Here is an 18996-nt window from a genome sequence, read left to right as displayed (position 1 = left end):
AATATGGCACGATACATAATATTATATACACTTCTTTTCTTAACAGCCTGTCAACCCGGACGTGTTTCACCGGACAGACAGACCGACACCAGCCCTGTTCTTTTTCCGGATTATACAGATGTAACATTTCCCTGCAATATAGCTGCACCTAACTTCCTGATAACAGAAGAAGGAGAAGCCTTTTATACCGAAATCGGTTCTGAAGGACAGGTATTCTTCTCCCAAAAATCCCGGAATGCCAATGTCCGTATCCCCGCTGAAAAGTGGAAAGCCCTGACTACAGCAACGGCAGGAAAAGAGTTTTACATCCGTATCTGCGTCCGGCAAGAAGGGAAATGGATACAATACAAAGATATCTGGAACACGATTTCAACAGAATCGGTCGATCCGTATTTAGTTTACCGCCTGCTATATCCCGGGTATGAGCTGTGGAACGAGATGGGGATTTACCAGCGCGACCTGACTTCGTATGAAGTAACTCCCATCATCGAGAATAAATCCGCAAAGTCAGAATGTATGAACTGCCATACTTTCTGCCGGAATAATCCGGAAACAATGATGTTGCATATCCGGGGAAAAGCCGGTGGAACAGTCATCTCCCGGAATGGGAATGTAGAAAAAGTAAACATAAAGAAAGAAGGGATGAACAACAGCGGTACGTATGCCGCCTGGCATCCGGAAGGACGATATATCGCTTATTCTGTCAATGAGATCCAGCAATTCTTCCATTCTACGGGGAAAAAGCCTATCGAAGTATCAGACTTGGAATCGGACCTGATCGTATGGGATTGCGAAACAAATCAGATGATTACTGATTCCCTTATTTATGGCCCGGAATGGATGGAGACATTCCCGGCCTGGAGCCCGGACGGGAAAACACTTTATTTCTCCCGGAGTAAAGCCATTACTCAACAAACACCACTGGACAGTATTTATTATGATCTGTACAAAATATCATTCGATACGCAAAACAGAGTCTTCGGCAAGCCGGAATGTGTTTACAACGCATCAGCCTTGCATAAAAGTATCTCTTTTCCGCGGGTATCACCGGACGGGAACTATTTAATGTTTATTTGTTCCGATTATGGGAACTTCTCAATATGGCATCCGGAAAGCGAACTGTATCTATTAAACCTGCAAAACGGGAATATCCGGAACATGCAAGAAGTAAACAGTGATAATGTCGAGAGTTTCCATACCTGGTCATCGACCGGAAAATGGTTTGTGTTCAGCAGCAAACGTATAGACGGGCTTTGGGCACATCCATTCATTGCTTTTTTCGATCCGAAAACAGGGATTGCGGGTAAACCTTTCATGGTTCCTCAAAAAGATCCTGAGTTCTATAAAACATTTACCAAAACATTCAATTTACCGGAACTTATCATAAATCCAGTTACAGAAAACGAACACAGCCTCAAGCTAATCCGAAATAAATTACTATCTTCGTCCCCAGATTAACTGTAAACATTAAATATTCATGAAGAAAAAAAGCTTAACATTATTGGTGGCAACGACTCTTGCCAGCAGTGTATTATTCTCATCATGTATTGGATCATTTGGATTGTCCAATAAACTGTTGGATTGGAACAGAAACATCGACAGTAAGTTTGTGAACGAGCTTGTATTCATTGCATTCTGGATCGTTCCGGTTTACGAAATCTCTGCATTGGCAGATGTTTTGGTCTTAAACTCTATCGAATTCTGGAGCGGCAGCAACCCTGTTGCTGATGCAGGCACAGTAAAGACAATCGAAACAAAAGACGGTACGTATGCGATCGAGACAAAGAAAGACGGCTATCATATCCAGAAAGAAGGAGAAGAAAAAGCGGTTGATCTTGTCTTCAACGAAGCAGACCAGAGCTGGAGCGTCGAAGCAGACGGCGAAGCAACCAAATTGCTGCAGTTCAAAGGTAATGACGAAGTTGTCATGTTCCTGCCCGACGGTAAGGAAATGAATGTAGAACTGAACCAGGCCGGCGTACTTGCATTCAAGCAGGTTGCTGAAGGCTATTCTTTCTACGCCGCAAGATAAAACAGGTGAAAGTTAAAAGGTGAAAGGTGAAAGTTGGGGGTCGATGATTCAAAAACTTTCAACTTTCACCTTTCAACTTTCAACTATTAAGTGCTAATCTAAATTAAAAATGCATATGAAACACGTGATCAAGAAAACAATGTTCGCAGGAGCATTGAGTTGCTTCCTCTTGGGCACCGCGTTGGCAGACAATGCGGTTAACCAGCCGGCGAAGCCTTATTGGCAGGACATACAAGTCGTTGCCGTCAACAAAGAGGCGCCCCGCTCCTCTTTCATGAGCTATGGAGACCGCGCCACAGCTCTCACCTCCCGATATGAAAAAAGTCCTTTCTATTCCTTATTGAACGGTACGTGGAAATTCTATTTTGTAGATTCATACAAAAAGCTCCCGGCCAATATCACAGACCCTTCTGTCAGCACTTCCGACTGGAGCGACATCACGGTTCCGGGCAACTGGGAAGTACAGGGACACGGCACTGCCATCTATACCAACCACGGATACGAGTTCAAACCGCGTAACCCACAGCCCCCGCTCTTGCCTGAAGCAAACCCGGTGGGTGTTTACCGCCGCGACTTCGAGATTCCTGCCACTTGGGACGGACGCGATGTATATCTGAACATCGCCGGAGCCAAATCAGGCTTATATGTATATGTAAACGGCAAGGAAGTCGGCTATAGCGAAGATTCCAAGAATCCGGCCGAGTTCCTGATCAACAAATACCTGCAACCGGGCAAGAACGTCCTGACGCTGAAAATCTTCCGTTGGAGCACAGGCTCCTATCTGGAATGCCAGGATTTCTGGCGCATAAGCGGTATCGAACGCGACGTATATCTGTGGTCGCAACCAAAGATCGCTGTGAATGACTATCGCGTCGTTTCCACACTCGACGATACTTATACAAACGGTATCTTCCGTCTGGCAATGGACATCAAGAACCATTCCGACAAAGTGAAGGATATCGACGTTACATACGAATTGTTGGACGCAAAAGGCAATGTGGCTGCTACAGCTGAGAATAAGCTGTGGGTGAGCCCGAACACGATTACGACAACTTCATTCGAAAAGACATTGGATAACGTAGCGACATGGAACGCCGAACATCCGAATCTGTATAAACTGTTGATGACGATCAAGGAAGACGGCAAAGTGACGGAAGTAATCCCGCAAAACGTCGGTTTCCGCCGCATCGAAATCAAGCAGATCGACCAGATTGCAGGTAACGGCAAGCCTTACACCGTGCTGTTGTTCAACGGACAGCCGATCAAGTTCAAAGGCGTGAACATCCACGAACACAATCCGCTAACCGGCCACTACGTTCCGGAAGAGCTGATGCGTAAGGATTTCGAGCTGATGAAGCTGAACAACCTGAACTCAGTCCGCCTGTGCCACTATCCGCAGGATCGCAAGTTCTACGAACTTTGCGACGAATACGGATTATATGTGTACGACGAAGCCAATATCGAATCTCACGGTATGTATTACAATCTGCGCAAAGGCGGCACATTAGGTAACAACCCGGAGTGGCTGAAACCGCACATGGACCGCACGATGAACATGTATGAGCGCAACAAGAATCATCCGTCCGTAACGATCTGGTCATTGGGCAACGAGGCTGGAAACGGCTATAACTTCTATCAGACTTATCTGTATATAAAGGATAAAGAGAAAACAATGATGGGCCGTCCGGTCAACTACGAACGCGCACAGTGGGAATGGAACTCCGACATGTACGTGCCGCAATATCCGAGTGCAAAATGGCTGGAAGAAATCGGCAAGAACGGCAGCGACCGTCCGGTGGCTCCTTCCGAATATGCACATGCAATGGGTAACTCCACGGGTAACCTTTGGGACCAGTGGCAAGCAATCTACAAATACCCGAACCTCCAAGGCGGTTATATCTGGGACTGGGTGGACCAGGGCATCCTTGTCAAGGATGAAAACGGAAGAGACTATTATGCTTATGGCGGCGACTTCGGTAAGGATATGCCGAGCGACGGTAACTTCCTTTGCAACGGTATCGTAAACCCGGACCGCACGCCGCATCCGGCAATGGAAGAGGTGAAATATGCCCACCAGAATATCGGTTTCGAGGCTGTGGACGCTGCTAACGGCGTATTCAAGGTTACAAACCGTTTCTATTTCACAGGTCTGAAAGATTACATGATCAGCTACACGGTCAAGGCTAACAATAAAGTGATCAAGAGCAATAAGATGTCGCTCGACTTAGCTCCGCAGGCTTCACAGGAAATCACGGTTCCTGTAGAAGGATTGAAACCGGAGGCTGGCGTAGACTATACGGTTAACTTCGTTGTAACAACAACTAAGCAGGACGGTGTAATTCCTGCCGCATACGACATCGCACAGGATCAGTTTGTATTACCTGTTACAGCCGAGAAAACGGCTTACAAGGCAGGTGGTCCGAAGCTCGCCGTATCGGAAGAAGGAGATGCCTTGAAAGTGACTTCATCCAAAGTAAACTTCGTATTCGACAAGAAAGCCGGCGTCGTTACCTCTTACAAAGTGGGTGGCACGGAATACTTCAACGAAGGTTTCGGTATCCAGCCGAATTTCTGGCGCGCACCGAACGATAACGACTACGGAAGCGGCAACCCGAAACGTCTCGAAATATGGGAAATCTCCAGCCGTAACTTCAACGTAACAAGTGCGACAGGCGAAATCGTCGACGGCAATGCGATCGTAAAGGTCGACTACAAACTGCCGGCCGGCAACCAGTTCCTGGTAACCTATAAGATCTATCCTGACGGTGTCATGAACGTGGCAACCCACTTCACTCCGGCTCATCTGGATGGCGTGAAGATCGGTATTTCCGAATCGACTGCAACAGCAACTTTCTCACCGGGCCGCAGTAATGTCAGCGAGCGTGACAAGATGGTTGTTCCGCGTATTGGTGTACGTTTCCGCCTGCCGGTGACAATGGATCAGTTAGAATATTTCGGCCGCGGTCCGCTGGAAAACTATTGGGACCGCAAAGCCGGTTATCCGATCGGACAGTATAAGAGCACGGCAGAAGCACAATACTTCCCATACGTACGCCCGCAAGAAAACGGCCATCATTGCGATACACGCTGGATCTCATTGGGTGGCAAGGGTAAGAATCTGTTGATCGTGGCAGACGACGAAATGGAATTTAACGCCATGCGCAACTCCGTAGAAGATTTCGATGCCGGCAAGACGACAAACCGTCCGTACCAGTGGAACAACTTCACACCGGAAGAGATTGCCAACCGTCCGGAAATCGGTCCGTACGACAAACCTCGCCAGACACACATCAACGACATTACACCGCGTAACTTCGTTGAAGTATGTGTAGACCTCAAACAACAGGGCTTGGCCGGTTACGACAGCTGGTATTCACGTCCCGAACCAGAATACACCTTACCGGCAGACCAGGAATACAAGTGGGGCTTCACTTTAATCCCGGGCACAAATGCCAATGGTGCACAGAAGAAAGCAGGTTACAGCTATAAATAAAGCAACCTTGCTTAAATCATACTAAAAGCTGCCTCCGGTTCGACCGGAAGCAGCTTTTTTCTTTTTCATAAGGCATTTTCCTCTTTTTCATTCATAAATGATGATTTAGTTGTTACTTTTGGCTTGATCCAAAAGTAACCAAAAGATCAAGGCTTAATCGGCCAGGCTACTCCGGGTAAAGGCTACGCTGTCGCCTGCGAAACTCGCTTCGCTCAAACAACGCAGGCTCCGGACGCTTCACCTTTACCCTCCGCTCGACGCCTGCCCGCTTAGGCCTTTCTTAGAAAGCTCCGCTTTCTCTTAAGATGGCCGACACCGCCTGCCTTGCTGCGATTATGCGTCAAGCGTATAACTAATTTCAATCCTACAAGCTGGCTATCGGCAAGAAATAAAAATGGGCCGATCTTCCACAGACCAGCCCACACGTTATTATAATCAATCTTAAATGAAAAAAACTATTTAGCATAACTTACCGCACGGGTTTCACGGATAACCGTGATCTTAACCTGTCCCGGATAAGTCATTTCATCTTGAATCTTCTTTGCAATTTCGTTAGACAGATTTTCGGTATCCTTATCGTCGATCTTGTCAGCTCCCACGATCACGCGGAGTTCACGACCGGCCTGGATAGCGTATGTCTTTACGACGCCTGGATAAGAAAGCGCCAGTTGCTCCAGATCATTCAGACGCTTGATATAAGCCTCTACGATCTCACGACGGGCACCCGGACGGGCTCCTGAGATGGCATCACAAACCTGTACGATCGGAGCCAGCAACGTCTGCATTTCCACTTCGTCGTGGTGAGCGCCTACGGCATTGCAGATATCCGGTTTTTCTTTATATTTCTCACAGAGTTTCATACCTAAGATTGCGTGCGGCAATTCCGGTTCATCATCAGGCACCTTGCCTATATCGTGCAACAATCCGGCACGTTTTGCTTTCTTCGGGTTCAGTCCTAATTCGGATGCCATTACAGCACAAAGGTTGGCTGTTTCGCGTGCATGCTGCAACAGGTTCTGTCCGTAAGAAGAACGGTATTTCATCTTACCGATCATACGGATCAATTCGGGATGCAAGCCATGGACACCAAGGTCGATCACCGTACGTTTACCGGTTTCCACCACTTCGTCTTCCACCTGCTTTCTTACCTTCGTCACGACTTCTTCGATGCGGGCCGGGTGGATACGTCCGTCCTGTACCAATTGGTGCAGAGCCAGACGGGCAATCTCGCGGCGAACCGGATCAAAGCCGGACAACACGATTGCTTCAGGCGTATCGTCTACCACGATTTCAATACCGGTAGCAGCTTCCAACGCCCGGATATTACGCCCTTCACGGCCGATGATGCGGCCTTTGATTTCATCGGATTCGATATGAAATACGGTAATCGAGTTCTCGATCGCCGTTTCGGTAGCAACGCGCTGGATAGACTGGATAACGATCTTTTTCGCTTCCTTGTTGGCTGTCATCTTGGCTTCTTCCATGATCTCGTTAATGAAGGAAGTGGCTTCGGACTTGGCCTCGTCTTTCAATGATTCGATCAAACGTTCTTTTGCTTCTTCGGCAGAAAGTCCGGAAAGGGTTTCCAGATGTTCGATTTCACGCTGGTGCAGTTTCTCAAGATCCTGTTTCTTTTTATCAACCAGTTCCAATTGGGCAGCCAGGTTTTCCTTGACGGCATCCATTTCGCTGTTTTTGCGTTGCAGGTCTTCCTGACGCTGGTTCAGGCTCAATTCACGCTGTTTCAACTTAGCCTCAACCGACTGGATTTTTGAATTACGTGCGGAAACCTGTTTTTCCAGATCCGCTTTCAAATGAAGAAACTTCTCCTTTACTTCAAGGAGCTTCTTCTGCTTCATTACTTCCGACTCCTTTTCAGCTTCACGTATGACGGCGTCATACCTCGACTTCATAAGGACTCTCATCACGAACCACACAAGCAAGCCCCCAACGATGAAGGTTACCAGTGCTATGATTATGCTCATTCCCATTTTACTTATAGTTTAAATTCTATTATATTATTATATACAAAAAAAGCACTACCCTCACATGGATATACCATGCAAAGCAGTGCGGAAACGCATCTTCTTAATTCTTACAACTATTTATCCTTCAGGTAACTTTCCAGTTCATCGGTCAGTTCCTGTATCTTTTCAGTAAAGGGACTTGTGTCATTCTTTTCCTCCAACTTCACGTTCTCCACCGATAGTTGAAAGGCCACCATGGCTAACAAATCTTTTACATCCACTTCGGAATATTTCTTCCGGTACTGGTCCATCTTCATCCGGATTTGCTTGACAGCCTTACGGGCTTCCTGCTCCTCACTCCGGTCGATTCTGATACCATAACTTTTACCGGCTATCTCTACATGTATAAGAAATTTATCGTCCATCGCCTCTATTCGTTTAATAGTGCAATGCACTTGTCTACTTCCCGCACTAACTTCGATAACCGCATCCTTGCGCTTTTCATTTCTCCTTCGTTTACGGAAACAACCCGCGCCGTCAGCATGTTATCACATTTGGTATTCAACTCTTCGATCGTCTTTATCGCCTGCTGAAGTTCTTCTTCTTTCTGAACCAAAAAACCTTCGAGCTCGCCGATTCTCTGTTTTTGCTTATCGCAAAGCTCCATCAAATCACGAACTCTAACCTCAAATACAGCCAACAATCTTTTATGATCTTCGGTCATTTCACACCAAATTCTACACAAAAGTAAACTTTAGATTTGAATAAAACAACAATCAGTTTGTTTTTTTGACAGAAAACGTCCGGATACACAAAAGGCCGTTCAAACCAAAATCCGAACAGCCCTCCTTCTAATAGTTTCAGTTACGCTCTATTATACCAACGCAACGTACAATTCACCTTCAACTTCTTCGAAAGCTAACTTGCCTTCTTTTGCCAACCAACCAAAAGCAGCATACATATCTTTTTCTGCTTTAATTTTAGTTGCTTTCTTTACTGCCTTAACACTCATTTTACCGCCTTCGTTCAGTGCTGTCCAAACAAGGCCGGCGTTTGTTCCAATCAATTCGATCATGTTTCTTTTTGTTTTGTTAATTCGTTAACGGGGGCAAATTTATAGATTAATCCATTAAAACAAAAGGAAATAGATGTTTTTTAGCATAAAAACAGGCGCTTTTTATACTTTGCAAGCATATTTAACACACTTACAGTACTATTATAGTACTATTTCCGTCCGTTTACCGGCCGAAACAAGTTCCATTTCAATGTTTGTAGCTGAAACATATTTGCTTAATAGGCCTGCCGCATACTTTCCGGCATCGATCAAACCGTCCAACCCGGAGTAACCATTCAGAATCATTAACAGGCTTGTGGTGTCTAACCCGATTTTCGTCCGTTCCTCATCGCTGGTCGGTGTCCCGATGCCGCCAATGGCATCGCGATAAACAGGCAACCCGGCAATATTCAGTTCGCCGCGGCCGATCCCATGATAAAGTTCGCCTTCCCTGCCGACTCCCAGCACCAGCTTACCGCCTTCGATCTTGTCCGCATCAAAACCTCCTATGGAATAACCGCTGCGGATAGAAACAAGATTGATCAGATCGACCAATGTATCGACCTTATAAAGGGGCAACTCGCGAAGAATACGCCTGCGCAAGGCTTCCGCAGAAGGACGGTAACGGTTCGGATCTTTTCCCAGCCGTTTATAGGCCTGGCGCGTAGCCTGAATAGGAAGCCACTTATTGATTTGTTCCAGTTTGACCGTCGCCCGGACAGCCGCTTCTTCTGCCTCGATCTCCCGCCAGAGTTGTTCATCCGGCTCCGAATTCCTGACCTGACAGGCTATCACCAGGACTTGCAGGTCCGGACAAGCGCTGGAAACTTCTTCTGATATTGAAACTTGTATCATGGTTTTAAAATTTCTGAGTTATAAATTATTCTTGAGCATAATCCCGGAAAGAATACGTCCGCTTTTGATACCCAGGCGGCGGGCGGAGAAGAATTCGTCGTGGTGCGTATAAGTGCAGATTCCGGCGACTTCGATATTTGCGGCGGCAAGTCCGCAGTCCGATAGCTGCAAACGGTTGGCTTCCCAGAGGTCGATATGGGCTTTACCGGTCGAGGCATTCCGTTTCATGATACGCGACAGATCGAAACCGGCCTCCCGGAACGCTTCCACCACCTCCTCCCCTACTTCAAAGGCATCCTGACCGATAGAAGGTGCGATGCCGGCTTTCATCAAAAGCGGATCGGCATCATACTCTTCAATAAGAAAACGGACTGTTTTAGCCGCAATCTGCTGCACCGTTCCCCGCCAACCGGTATGAACAGCTGCTACGGCTTTTACATCGGGAGCATAAAGCAATACGGGAACACAATCGGCAGTAGAAACCGCTACGCAAACATCCGGCACATTGGTGGCCAGCGCATCTACGCCGTCCAGATAAATCCGCTGTTCATCCAAAGGAAGGGAGAGAAAGAAAGGTTCGATCGAGCGGACCTCCGTGCCATGTACCTGGAAAGGGGCAAAAATCCTTTCGGAAGGGATTCCGATTGCATCCGAAAGAAGCTTCCGATTCATCCGGACGGCCTCCGGATCGTCTCCGCTATATTCACCGGGATTAAAGGAGGCATACGCCCCTTCGCTCACACCGCCCCGGCGGGTGGTTATAAAATGAGAGATGTTGCAATCCCCGCTTAACCCGGGAAATTGCAACATCTTTACTTTATCATTTTGAAGTATCTTCATCTTCGTCGTCCCAATCTTCGTATTCTTCATATTCCTCATCGTCGTCCGGATCGTCCTCTTCAAGAGGAATAATGAAATCGTCATCATCCAACGCAAGCGAACTGACATCGATATTCTTGTGTACGATACGCTCCACCTCATGGAAAGTCTCCTTGTTCAGTTCCTTCCACAGAAGGTCTTTCAACTCGACAATTCCCATTCCGGCAACCGAAGAAATAAAGACATGCGGAACGCCTTCCGGCAAATCTTCCGACAGGGCCTCGATCAGCTCTTCGTCCAGCATATCGCTTTTCGTGATTGCCAGCACACGGCTCTTATCCTGCAAATCGGGATTATACTTGACCAACTCGCCTAACAGGATTTCGTATTCCTTCTTGATATCGTCCGCATCGGCCGGCACCATGAACAGGAGCAGCGAGTTGCGTTCGATATGGCGTAGGAAGCGCAATCCTAATCCTTTACCTTCGCTGGCCCCTTCGATAATACCGGGAATATCGGCCATCACGAACGAACGGTTGTCGCGATAGCTCACGATACCGAGGTTCGGCTCCAGCGTCGTAAACGGATAATTGGCGATTTTCGGTTTAGCCGCCGAAACCACCGACAGCAACGTAGACTTACCTGCGTTCGGGAAACCTACCAGACCGACATCGGCCAGCAACTTCAATTGCATGATCACCATCCGTTCCTGCGCCGGCTCACCGGGCTGCGAATAACGGGGCGCCTGATTGGTCGAAGTCTTAAAGTTCCAGTTACCCAAGCCGCCGCGACCGCCTTTCAACAGCATGACCTGCTGTCCGTCTTCGGTCACGTCACAGATAAACTCGCCCGTATCGGCATCATACACGACAGTTCCGCAAGGAACTTCGATCACACGGTCTTCGCCATCTTTCCCGAAACTGCGCTTGGCACCGCCTCCTTCACCGTTCGTCGCCATAATATGACGTTCGTATTTCAGGTGCAGGAGCGTCCAGTAGTTCCGGTTTCCACGAAGATACACATGGCCTCCTCGCCCTCCATCGCCTCCGTCGGGACCTCCTTTCGGAATGTATTTCTCGCGGCGAAAGTGAGAAGACCCTCTACCGCCCTTACCTGAACGGCAATAGATCTTTACATAATCTACAAAGTTTGATTCAGCCATAAAAAATAATTATTTAATGTGCGAATATGCCAATGTGCCAATAATGATACTTAAATTGGCATATTGGCACATTGATCAATTTACAAATTATTCACTGCTTCTTTGATACGGCCGAAGATTTCTTCGACGGTACCCATACCTTCGATAGCAACATGTTTGCCTTCGCCGATATAATAGTCAGCCAGAGGAGCGGTCTGTTTGTGATAAACATCCAGTCTTGACTTGATTGTTTCCAGGTTGTCATCTGAACGCCCTGAGACTTTGCCGCGTTCCAGCAGACGTTTGATCAGTTCTTCTTCCTCAACCTGCAGGTTCAACATAACCGATACGTCCGTACCGCGCTTGTTCAACATTTCTTTCAGTGCCTTTGCCTGCGGGATCGTACGGGGGAAACCATCGAAGATAACACCTTTGGAGTTCTCTTTGCTGTCCAGAACTTTTGCCAGCATGTCGACGATCAGTTCATCCGGAACCAACTGTCCTTTTTCGATGTAATCCTTAGCAATCTTGCCCAGTTCAGTTTCGTTCTTCATTTCAGAACGCAAAACATCACCTGTAGAGATATGGTCTACGCCATATTCAGCAATAATCAATTCGCTCTGTGTTCCCTTTCCTGAACCGGGAGCACCAAAAATAACAATGTTCAACATAAAAAGTTTGCTTTTTAATTGACAATTAAGAATGAATAATTGTAATCACCCCCCTATTGCCACCCATTATACATTAATCTAATAACTTTCAATTTTCAACTCTCAACTTTCAACTATCTTATAGATGTTCCGGTAAGCCCTCCCCATCTCGTCATAATCCAGTCCGTAGCCGACAATAAAATCGCCCGGAATCCGGATACCGACATAATCGGGTTTCAAATCACACTTCAACGAATCGGGTTTGAAAAGCATCGTAGCCAACTTCACATCGGCTGCACCGTCTTTACGGAGCTTGTCCATCACGTATTGCATCGTGAACCCGGTATCGATAATATCCTCAATCAGAATCAAAGTCCTCCCTTTTACATCGGCTTGCACAGGCATGATCTCACGGACAACGCCGGTCGTACTGGTCCCCTTATAGGAAGAATAGCGGGCAAAAGTAATCTCGTACGGTTCGTCCAACTGGCGCATCAGTTCGGCCGTAAACATAAAGGCTCCGTTCAGGATTCCCACAAACAACGGATTCGTACCTTTCACATCGGCCCGGATACGCTCCGCCACCTTTGCAATCGCTTCTTTTATCTCCGCTTCCGGGATAAAGAGTTCAAATTCTTTGTCTTTTAATCGGATCTTATCCATATTCCGTCTGATTTTCGAGGGGACAAATGTACAACTTTTTCGGGTAACTATTACTATTTTTGTACAGATTCGGAGAAGTTCATCCAAGCGGAGAACAACTAATTTGCAAAAAATAATGTTCCCCGGAAAATATATTTTCGTCCCGGTTGTCTGCATAGATAGAGAGCTCTCAGAAAGTAATAAATTAAAACACAGAAATGTATGAAAACGAGAAGTATATTAATGGTCCTTTGGGGAATAGCGATAGTTGCGGGATTCAGTGCCCTGGTTATGTTACTGTGGAATCTGGTCATTCCGGGCATATTCGGATTGTCATGTATCAATTTCTGGCAGGCAGCCGGATTGCTAATCCTGTCCCGTCTCCTCTTCGGTGGTTTCGGATTTGGCAGGGGAAGAGGAAGAGGCGGAATGATACGGCATCGGAAACATGCCGGAGGCCGGAACCCGATCCGCGAGAAATGGATGCAGATGACACCCGAAGAACGAGAGGAATTCATCAACAGACGGCGGCAATTCGGCTTCGGAGGCCCTTTCGGCAGAGATCGGTTTGGCAAGAAAAAACAAGAAGAACAAGTAAACGAGGATGAACCGGCAAACTGAAAAAGAGAATCTCGAAGGGCTTATCAACGAGCATAGTCCACGATTGAAGTCGTTCATCCAAAGACGGGTTCCCAACCGGGAAGACGCCGAAGATATCCTGCAGGATGTTTTCTACCAATTGATTAAAACGGTTGAAAGCGCGGTCGATCCTATCGAGCAGGTCACGGCATGGCTCTATCGTGTAGCCCGGAATACGATTATCAACAAAGGGAAAAAGATGCAAGAGGAAGAAATGCCTGCATCTCAATACGACGATGACGGGAATATCCTGAAGGAGTTTTCCGAGATATTGTTCAACGATGATAATCCGACGCCCGAAACCGAATATCTCCGTTCCCTTGTATGGCAGGAACTCGAAACGGCCCTGTCCGAATTGCCTCCCGAACAACGGGAAGCTTTCGAACTAACCGAACTCGACGGACTACCCGTGAAAGAGGTCGCCAAAAGCATAAATATCCCCGTCAACACCCTGCTGTCCCGCAAGCATTATGCCGTCAAACACCTTCGTAGACGTTTAGAGGGAATATATAAAGACATTCTCAATTCCTAATTTATTAATCAAGGAGGAATACGCCCAAAGCCCTGTTCCCGCGCCCCGACGCGGGATCGCATTGAAACAGACCAAACATCCGATCGACATGTTTTAGTTCTTTTGCGGCCCCGCGTCAAGCGCGGGGACAGGCCGTCTTTGCCCGTACCCTCATCAAACAAACACAAAAACAAATATGAAAACAAGTATCATTATAGCCGTACTCGCCCTGACAACCCATACGGCATTTGCACAAGAAACCGTCATCAACCTGGACGAAGTGACCATCCTGGCACGTTCCGTCATTGTAAAGGAAGACCGGAAATTGCTCTTTCCCACTCAGGAACAGGTAAACGAGTCTACCGACGGAGCCGACATACTCCGGAAAATACAGTTACCCCGCATCATGGTCGACCCCATATCCGGTGAAATAAGCATGTCCGGCAACGGAAAAATACAATTGCGTATTAACGGAGTACAGGTGACAAATACCGAAATAGCCTCCATCCCTCCCGCCGATATCCTCCGTATCGAATATCACGATGCCCCGGGGGCACGCTTCGGAAATGCCGATGCCGTTATCGACTATATCACACGCCGTCGGGAGTCGGGCGGAAATATCAACGGCTCGTTCTTCAACGGAGGCGGCCATAGAAGGATGTCGCTGGACAACAGGCTGTCCCTAAAATACAACTATGGCAAATACGAATTTTCCGCCAATGCAACACTTGTACAAAGGAAAGGGTACTGGACGCGCGAATACGACGAACAGCTCGTCTTCCCCGACCACTTGCTGCACCAGACAGAAGTCGGCGAACCGACCCTGTTCAATAAGCGGATATTCAGCAGCAACCTGAACTACAGCCTGATAGAGAAAGGCAAATATTTCTTTAACGCCCAACTAAAATATACCCGCAACGATTTTCCCAATAATTATGAAGACAGGAAAAGCAAGCTCTACCTCTCCGGTTCCGAGAGCCCGCTGTCTATTTCCGACCATACGGCAGAGACTGACAATTCGCCGGTGCTGGACCTTTATCTGCAACGTTACCTAAGGAACAACCAGACATTCATATTCAATGTGGTAGGAACGTATATCGATACGGATAACAGACGCATCTACCTGGAAAAACAAGAGAACGAAACCGTGACAAATATAGTCTCAAACATCACGGGAAACAAGTATTCACTTATCGCAGAAGGAATCTACGAAAAGAAATCCGGACAAAATAAGCTAACCGGAGGTATCAGGCATCTGCAATCCTACACTAACAACAAATACACAGGAACGACCTTTGCCAACGTGTCGATGCGCCAGGCGGAAAGTTCCATTTATGCAGAATACCAGGGAAAAGCAGGGAAATGGAGATATAGGACAAACCTGACTGCCGCCCGCCTTTACTACAGCCAGTCCGGTAACCGGTCGGAAAAATACGCCTTCCAGCCGTCTGCGCTCCTGACTTTCGAGCCAAACGACAATATCCATTTCCGGTACAGGATAAATCTGCGCAAGAATGCCCCAGCCCTATCGGCCATGAACGATGTGGAACAGGCAATCAACACATGGCTAATACGACGCGGAAATCCAAACCTGAAGGCTTTCAATACACTTAGCCAAAGTCTTGCAGCCGGATTTAATAAGGGTATCTTAGGCTTAGAAATTCTGCTCGGTTACGATCATGAATACAATCCCATCATGGAATCGGTCCTCTACGAAGCAGGTCGATTCATCCGGATCTATGAGAACCAGAGGTCGTTTCAAAATCTGAGTGCGGAAGCGACATTCACCGTCAAGCCCTGGAAAAAACATTTAACCCTTTCCGTCACACCACGTGTGAACCGCTTTATCAGCAAAGGAAATAACTACCGGCATACATACACCATGCCGGAATTAAGAGTCAACATGGACTTTTCATACAATCATTGGCTGGCCAACTTCACCACAATCACTCCGCCTCGCTCCGTATATGGGGAACAACTGATGAAAAGCGACCAGATGTACACGATTATGGCAGGCTATAAACTGTCTAACTGGTCCATTATGGCAGGCGTGCTCAACCCGTTCACCGGTGAATACAAAACGGACAATAAGAATTGGTCGGCGCTGAACCCTGTCGATTCAAAAATACACACGACAAACAACAGGTCATACCTGGTTAAATTAAGCCTGAACCTGAATTACGGCAAACAATCCAGCAGCCGTAGAAAACAGATCAACAATATGGATACAGACTCCGGAATCATGCAAGGCGTAAAAAACTAAACAAACACAGGGACAGAAAGGAGGGCTATTGCATAATTCCCTGTTTGCGGGTGGTTCATATTCTTAGAAGCGAAACTTCTTCGCGTTTGTCGAGCCCCGTGGATGCTACAATGATATATTAATTTTCAAATTATACTATCATGCAGACCTCAATACATCATGAATATCAAGCATACATAAGATACGGATGTAAATGGCGTCAAAACCGGCATTTCCGGCAAAATACATAACGACTTTATGTTAAAAACAAAGGGGAGTGTATCAAAGGAGAGTAGCAAAAGTAAGTTCTAACGCCTTAGCGTGTCATTGCGGGTGCAGTCATCCCAGACTTGATCCGGGACCGCCAGGACACAGACGCTATAAATAAGACTTCTGACACACCGCGTCAATAAGTTCAAAACTTCTTAAATTCGATCCCTCTTTAACTCTCAACTTTCAACTCCCCGGGGGGGGACTTATTGTAAAAAACGTTTTTTTCGGGCTCGAAAGACATCCGAAACTAAACAAATGTCAACCCAGTTTTTCGGCCCGAAAAACCGGCTTTTTCCTCTTTTCCGACACCTTATCGCCATGAAATCGGACTTTATTTCGTTTTCCTGGGACTTTATCGCCATGAGAACGGTCGTCATACCCTATGAAGACGGTCGTCATACCAATGAGGACGGTCGCGAGGGCGATGAGGACGGTCGTCATGGCGACAGGGCTCTAAAAAATCCCTGGGATATTTGGAGCGCCGTCCGTTTTATTTTGCTACAGGCGATTCTCCAGGAGTTAAGGTTTATCACTTTGCTGCTGTTTCCGGTTTTCAGCAATCAAATTGCGCGCTTTTCGGAACGGGCTGCGCACCTCATTCCGTCCGGTGTCAGCCGGGGGAACTGAAACCATGAAAAGAGTCAATCCAAAATCGATCAAGATTTCGGACGAAATAGAAAAACGGCCGAAAAGGGGGTTATTGTCTTTTTCTTTATTTGCAGGAGGTTCAAAACTTGCCAAATATGAGCCATAAATAACGATTTACACTCCTTTCAACTTGTAAAAGATAAAGACCGGATTACTATCTTCTTCCATACTTTTTAGTTGGTCGGGAATTGAGACGGAATGAAGGTTCTTGTAGAAATCAAGTTCGCCAGCCGTTACGACCTGGACCAGATCATTCCCCGCCGTACTTCCCCAAACCGGGAAACCCTGATAACTTCTTGTTCCTAACATTCCATGCAGCAAAGTAGCGGCCGACAGTTCCGCCAACGAAACGGGCTGTTCACACTTCTCCACCAATGTCTCACCTGTTTTCTTATCGACGGAAGCAACCAAATGTCCTTGATTATTCCTCAAACGGAAATAATAACGTACAGGCGTTTCAAAAATATCGGAAACAAAGTAATCTTTATCATCCCCGAAATCCCTCAAACTATTGAAGTCCGTAACATCGACCGAACTGATGATCTCTTTGTCCGAATTCTGCAAACTCAAAACACAAGCAGGCTGAATCTGATTGTCTGACATCCGGTATAGCGTATCATTACTGCCGGTCTTAAATAAAACGGATTTCAACTGTTCGGAATAAGCAGCAGCAATCCGGATAGTCAACCCTGATTTATCATGTGGGACCAAAGGAGAATAAAAATCATTCTTCATAACAACCGTGTCACCGTTTTCCGTAAAGACACCAATACCAAAGCTGCCCTCCTGAAAAGGGACGTAGGGCATTGACACAGCTGCCAGGCGGTCCTTGCCAACCGAGTATTGATAGACAACCTGGTAATCATGAGCAAAATGCCGGACAGGTTCCCCGTCCAACGTATATACCTCGACACGGTCTGTACTGAACAAATAAAGACGGTTATTCTTTTCATCCGCCTGCATACTGGCTACATAGCCGCTAAACTCGCCCGGCCCCTGTCCGAACGGGATCAATGTCTTGATAAAATGACCTTGCCTGTCAAACAATACGATTCGTTGCTCTTTCACCGGAAGCACATAGATATATTGACTCGTAACAGCATAATTGGCAACGCCATCTATCAGCGAAGCATCATCGGAGGTTACTTCCAGGGGCACATACATGATTTCTTCTATTTCATCACTCAGCTTCAGAGTGCCCGGATTACTGATTCCGGCCCTTACATCTGCTACCGGATAAGTTGATGTATCCGATTTAGGTGAACTGCAAGCGATTAAGAGAAAGAACACCCAGCTCAAACTTAATTTATTCATCTTTTTCTTAGATTTAATATGTTATCCTATTTCCTACTTTCAGTCAGTATATTCCCATCTATCATACGGATCAGACGGCCGGCCATCCGGGCATTCTCTTCGGAGTGGGTGACCATTACGACTGTCGTTCCTTCCCGGTTCAGTTCCTGCAACAGGTTCATCACTTCGTTGCCGTTGACAGAGTCCAGGTTTCCGGTCGGTTCATCCGCCAGCACGATATGCGGGTTCGTGACTATGGCACGGGCAATCGCCACACGTTGTTGCTGCCCACCGGACAGTTGTTGTGGAAAATGCTCCGAGCGGTGGGCTATCTGCATCCGGTCGAGGGCGGCATTGACTCTATCCACCCGTTCTTTCACCGATACACCGGCGTAGAGCAAAGGAAGTTCCACATTTTCAAAAACCGTCAGTTCGTCTATCAGATTAAAACTCTGAAAAACAAAACCGATATTCCCATTCCGTAAATCCGTCCGGTTGTTCTCCGTGTACCGCGACACTTCCTGCCCGAGGAACCATAGTTCGCCGTCCGTCGGATTATCCAGCAACCCCAACAGATTCAGTAAAGTAGATTTTCCACAACCGGAAGGCCCCATGATTGCCAGGAATTCACCTTCGTTTATTTCCAGATTAATGCCGTTCAAGGCTGTTGTTTCCACGCTTTCCGTGCGGAAAACTTTTGTCAGATTAATTGCTTTTATCATAACTGTTTACTTTTT

The 18996-nt window shown here is 46.9% G+C and carries 18 protein-coding genes; 7 read left to right on the top strand and 11 right to left on the bottom strand.

The window, feature by feature from the left end:
- Positions 1-3 precede the first annotated feature (3 nt).
- From DWW90_RS13075 to DWW90_RS13065, 3 genes are all read left to right on the top strand, one after another.
- Positions 4-1458 carry a PD40 domain-containing protein gene (locus tag DWW90_RS13075; RefSeq protein WP_122345289.1) on the top strand — a complete coding sequence of 485 codons (1455 nt, stop codon included), beginning with the start codon at positions 4-6 and terminating at the stop codon, positions 1456-1458.
- 19 nt (positions 1459-1477) lie between these two features.
- Positions 1478-2032, top strand: coding sequence for a DUF3332 domain-containing protein (locus tag DWW90_RS13070; RefSeq protein ID WP_122331307.1), 555 nt, complete (start codon positions 1478-1480; stop codon positions 2030-2032).
- Positions 2033-2147: 115 nt separating this feature from the next.
- On the top strand, positions 2148-5525 hold the full coding sequence (locus tag DWW90_RS13065) for a glycoside hydrolase family 2 TIM barrel-domain containing protein (RefSeq protein ID WP_122345321.1): 3378 nt from the start codon (positions 2148-2150) through the stop codon (positions 5523-5525).
- A gap of 455 nt (positions 5526-5980) precedes the next feature.
- On the opposite strand, the gene rny is transcribed toward DWW90_RS13065, so the two are convergent.
- The 9 genes from rny to hpt all read right to left on the bottom strand — a co-directional run bounded on the left by rny (position 5981) and on the right by hpt (position 12674).
- The gene (rny, locus tag DWW90_RS13060) at positions 5981-7516 is read right to left on the bottom strand and encodes a ribonuclease Y (protein WP_115500895.1); all 1536 of its coding nucleotides are present in this window, start codon (positions 7514-7516) and stop codon (positions 5981-5983) included.
- A gap of 110 nt (positions 7517-7626) precedes the next feature.
- Positions 7627-7917: a cell division protein ZapA gene (locus DWW90_RS13055; RefSeq protein ID WP_115500896.1), complete on the bottom strand. Its 291-nt coding sequence runs from the start codon at positions 7915-7917 to the stop codon at positions 7627-7629.
- A gap of 5 nt (positions 7918-7922) precedes the next feature.
- A complete protein-coding gene (locus DWW90_RS13050; protein ID WP_122345288.1) occupies positions 7923-8216 on the bottom strand; it encodes a hypothetical protein in 294 nt (97 codons plus the stop codon).
- A 150-nt stretch (positions 8217-8366) separates the two neighbouring features.
- The gene (locus DWW90_RS13045; RefSeq protein WP_115500898.1) at positions 8367-8567 is read right to left on the bottom strand and encodes a winged helix-turn-helix domain-containing protein; all 201 of its coding nucleotides are present in this window, start codon (positions 8565-8567) and stop codon (positions 8367-8369) included.
- Positions 8568-8708: 141 nt separating this feature from the next.
- Entirely contained in the window at positions 8709-9401 is a 693-nt protein-coding gene (locus DWW90_RS13040; protein ID WP_122345287.1) for a B3/4 domain-containing protein, read from the bottom strand.
- 18 nt (positions 9402-9419) lie between these two features.
- Positions 9420-10280, bottom strand: coding sequence for a peptidoglycan editing factor PgeF (gene pgeF, locus DWW90_RS13035; protein ID WP_122345286.1), 861 nt, complete (start codon positions 10278-10280; stop codon positions 9420-9422).
- On the bottom strand, positions 10222-11382 hold the full coding sequence (obgE, locus tag DWW90_RS13030; protein WP_115500901.1) for a GTPase ObgE: 1161 nt from the start codon (positions 11380-11382) through the stop codon (positions 10222-10224). Before obgE ends, pgeF begins: the two co-directional genes overlap by 59 nt.
- A gap of 80 nt (positions 11383-11462) precedes the next feature.
- Complete coding sequence (locus DWW90_RS13025; protein ID WP_122332292.1) at positions 11463-12032, bottom strand: adenylate kinase; 570 nt, start codon at positions 12030-12032, stop codon at positions 11463-11465.
- A 102-nt stretch (positions 12033-12134) separates the two neighbouring features.
- Positions 12135-12674: a hypoxanthine phosphoribosyltransferase gene (gene hpt / locus DWW90_RS13020; protein WP_122345285.1), complete on the bottom strand. Its 540-nt coding sequence runs from the start codon at positions 12672-12674 to the stop codon at positions 12135-12137.
- A 201-nt stretch (positions 12675-12875) separates the two neighbouring features.
- Between hpt and DWW90_RS13015 the strand changes: the two genes are divergently transcribed.
- The 4 genes from DWW90_RS13015 (at position 12876) to DWW90_RS20420 (ending at position 16945) form a co-directional block, all read left to right on the top strand.
- Positions 12876-13274: a hypothetical protein gene (locus DWW90_RS13015; RefSeq protein WP_122345284.1), complete on the top strand. Its 399-nt coding sequence runs from the start codon at positions 12876-12878 to the stop codon at positions 13272-13274.
- The gene (locus DWW90_RS13010; protein ID WP_122345283.1) at positions 13258-13824 is read left to right on the top strand and encodes an RNA polymerase sigma factor; all 567 of its coding nucleotides are present in this window, start codon (positions 13258-13260) and stop codon (positions 13822-13824) included. The genes DWW90_RS13015 and DWW90_RS13010 overlap by 17 nt, the downstream gene beginning before the upstream one ends.
- Before the next feature lie 175 nt (positions 13825-13999).
- Positions 14000-16066, top strand: coding sequence for a TonB-dependent siderophore receptor (locus DWW90_RS13005; RefSeq protein WP_233547750.1), 2067 nt, complete (start codon positions 14000-14002; stop codon positions 16064-16066).
- A 507-nt stretch (positions 16067-16573) separates the two neighbouring features.
- Positions 16574-16945, top strand: a complete 372-nt coding sequence (locus DWW90_RS20420; RefSeq protein ID WP_147382435.1) for a hypothetical protein — start codon at positions 16574-16576, stop codon at positions 16943-16945.
- 135 nt (positions 16946-17080) lie between these two features.
- Here the strand turns inward: DWW90_RS20420 and DWW90_RS12990 are convergent, their stop codons facing one another.
- Positions 17081-18280 carry a 6-bladed beta-propeller gene (locus DWW90_RS12990; protein ID WP_122345280.1) on the bottom strand — a complete coding sequence of 400 codons (1200 nt, stop codon included), beginning with the start codon at positions 18278-18280 and terminating at the stop codon, positions 17081-17083.
- 26 nt (positions 18281-18306) lie between these two features.
- A complete protein-coding gene (locus DWW90_RS12985; RefSeq protein WP_115500909.1) occupies positions 18307-18981 on the bottom strand; it encodes an ABC transporter ATP-binding protein in 675 nt (224 codons plus the stop codon).
- Positions 18982-18996: the final 15 nt, after the last annotated feature.

Origin of the sequence: Parabacteroides sp. AF17-28, from assembly GCF_003479205.1 — a bacterium.
Taxonomy (GTDB): domain Bacteria; phylum Bacteroidota; class Bacteroidia; order Bacteroidales; family Tannerellaceae; genus Parabacteroides; species Parabacteroides acidifaciens.
This window is presented reverse-complemented; position numbering and strand designations above follow the sequence as displayed.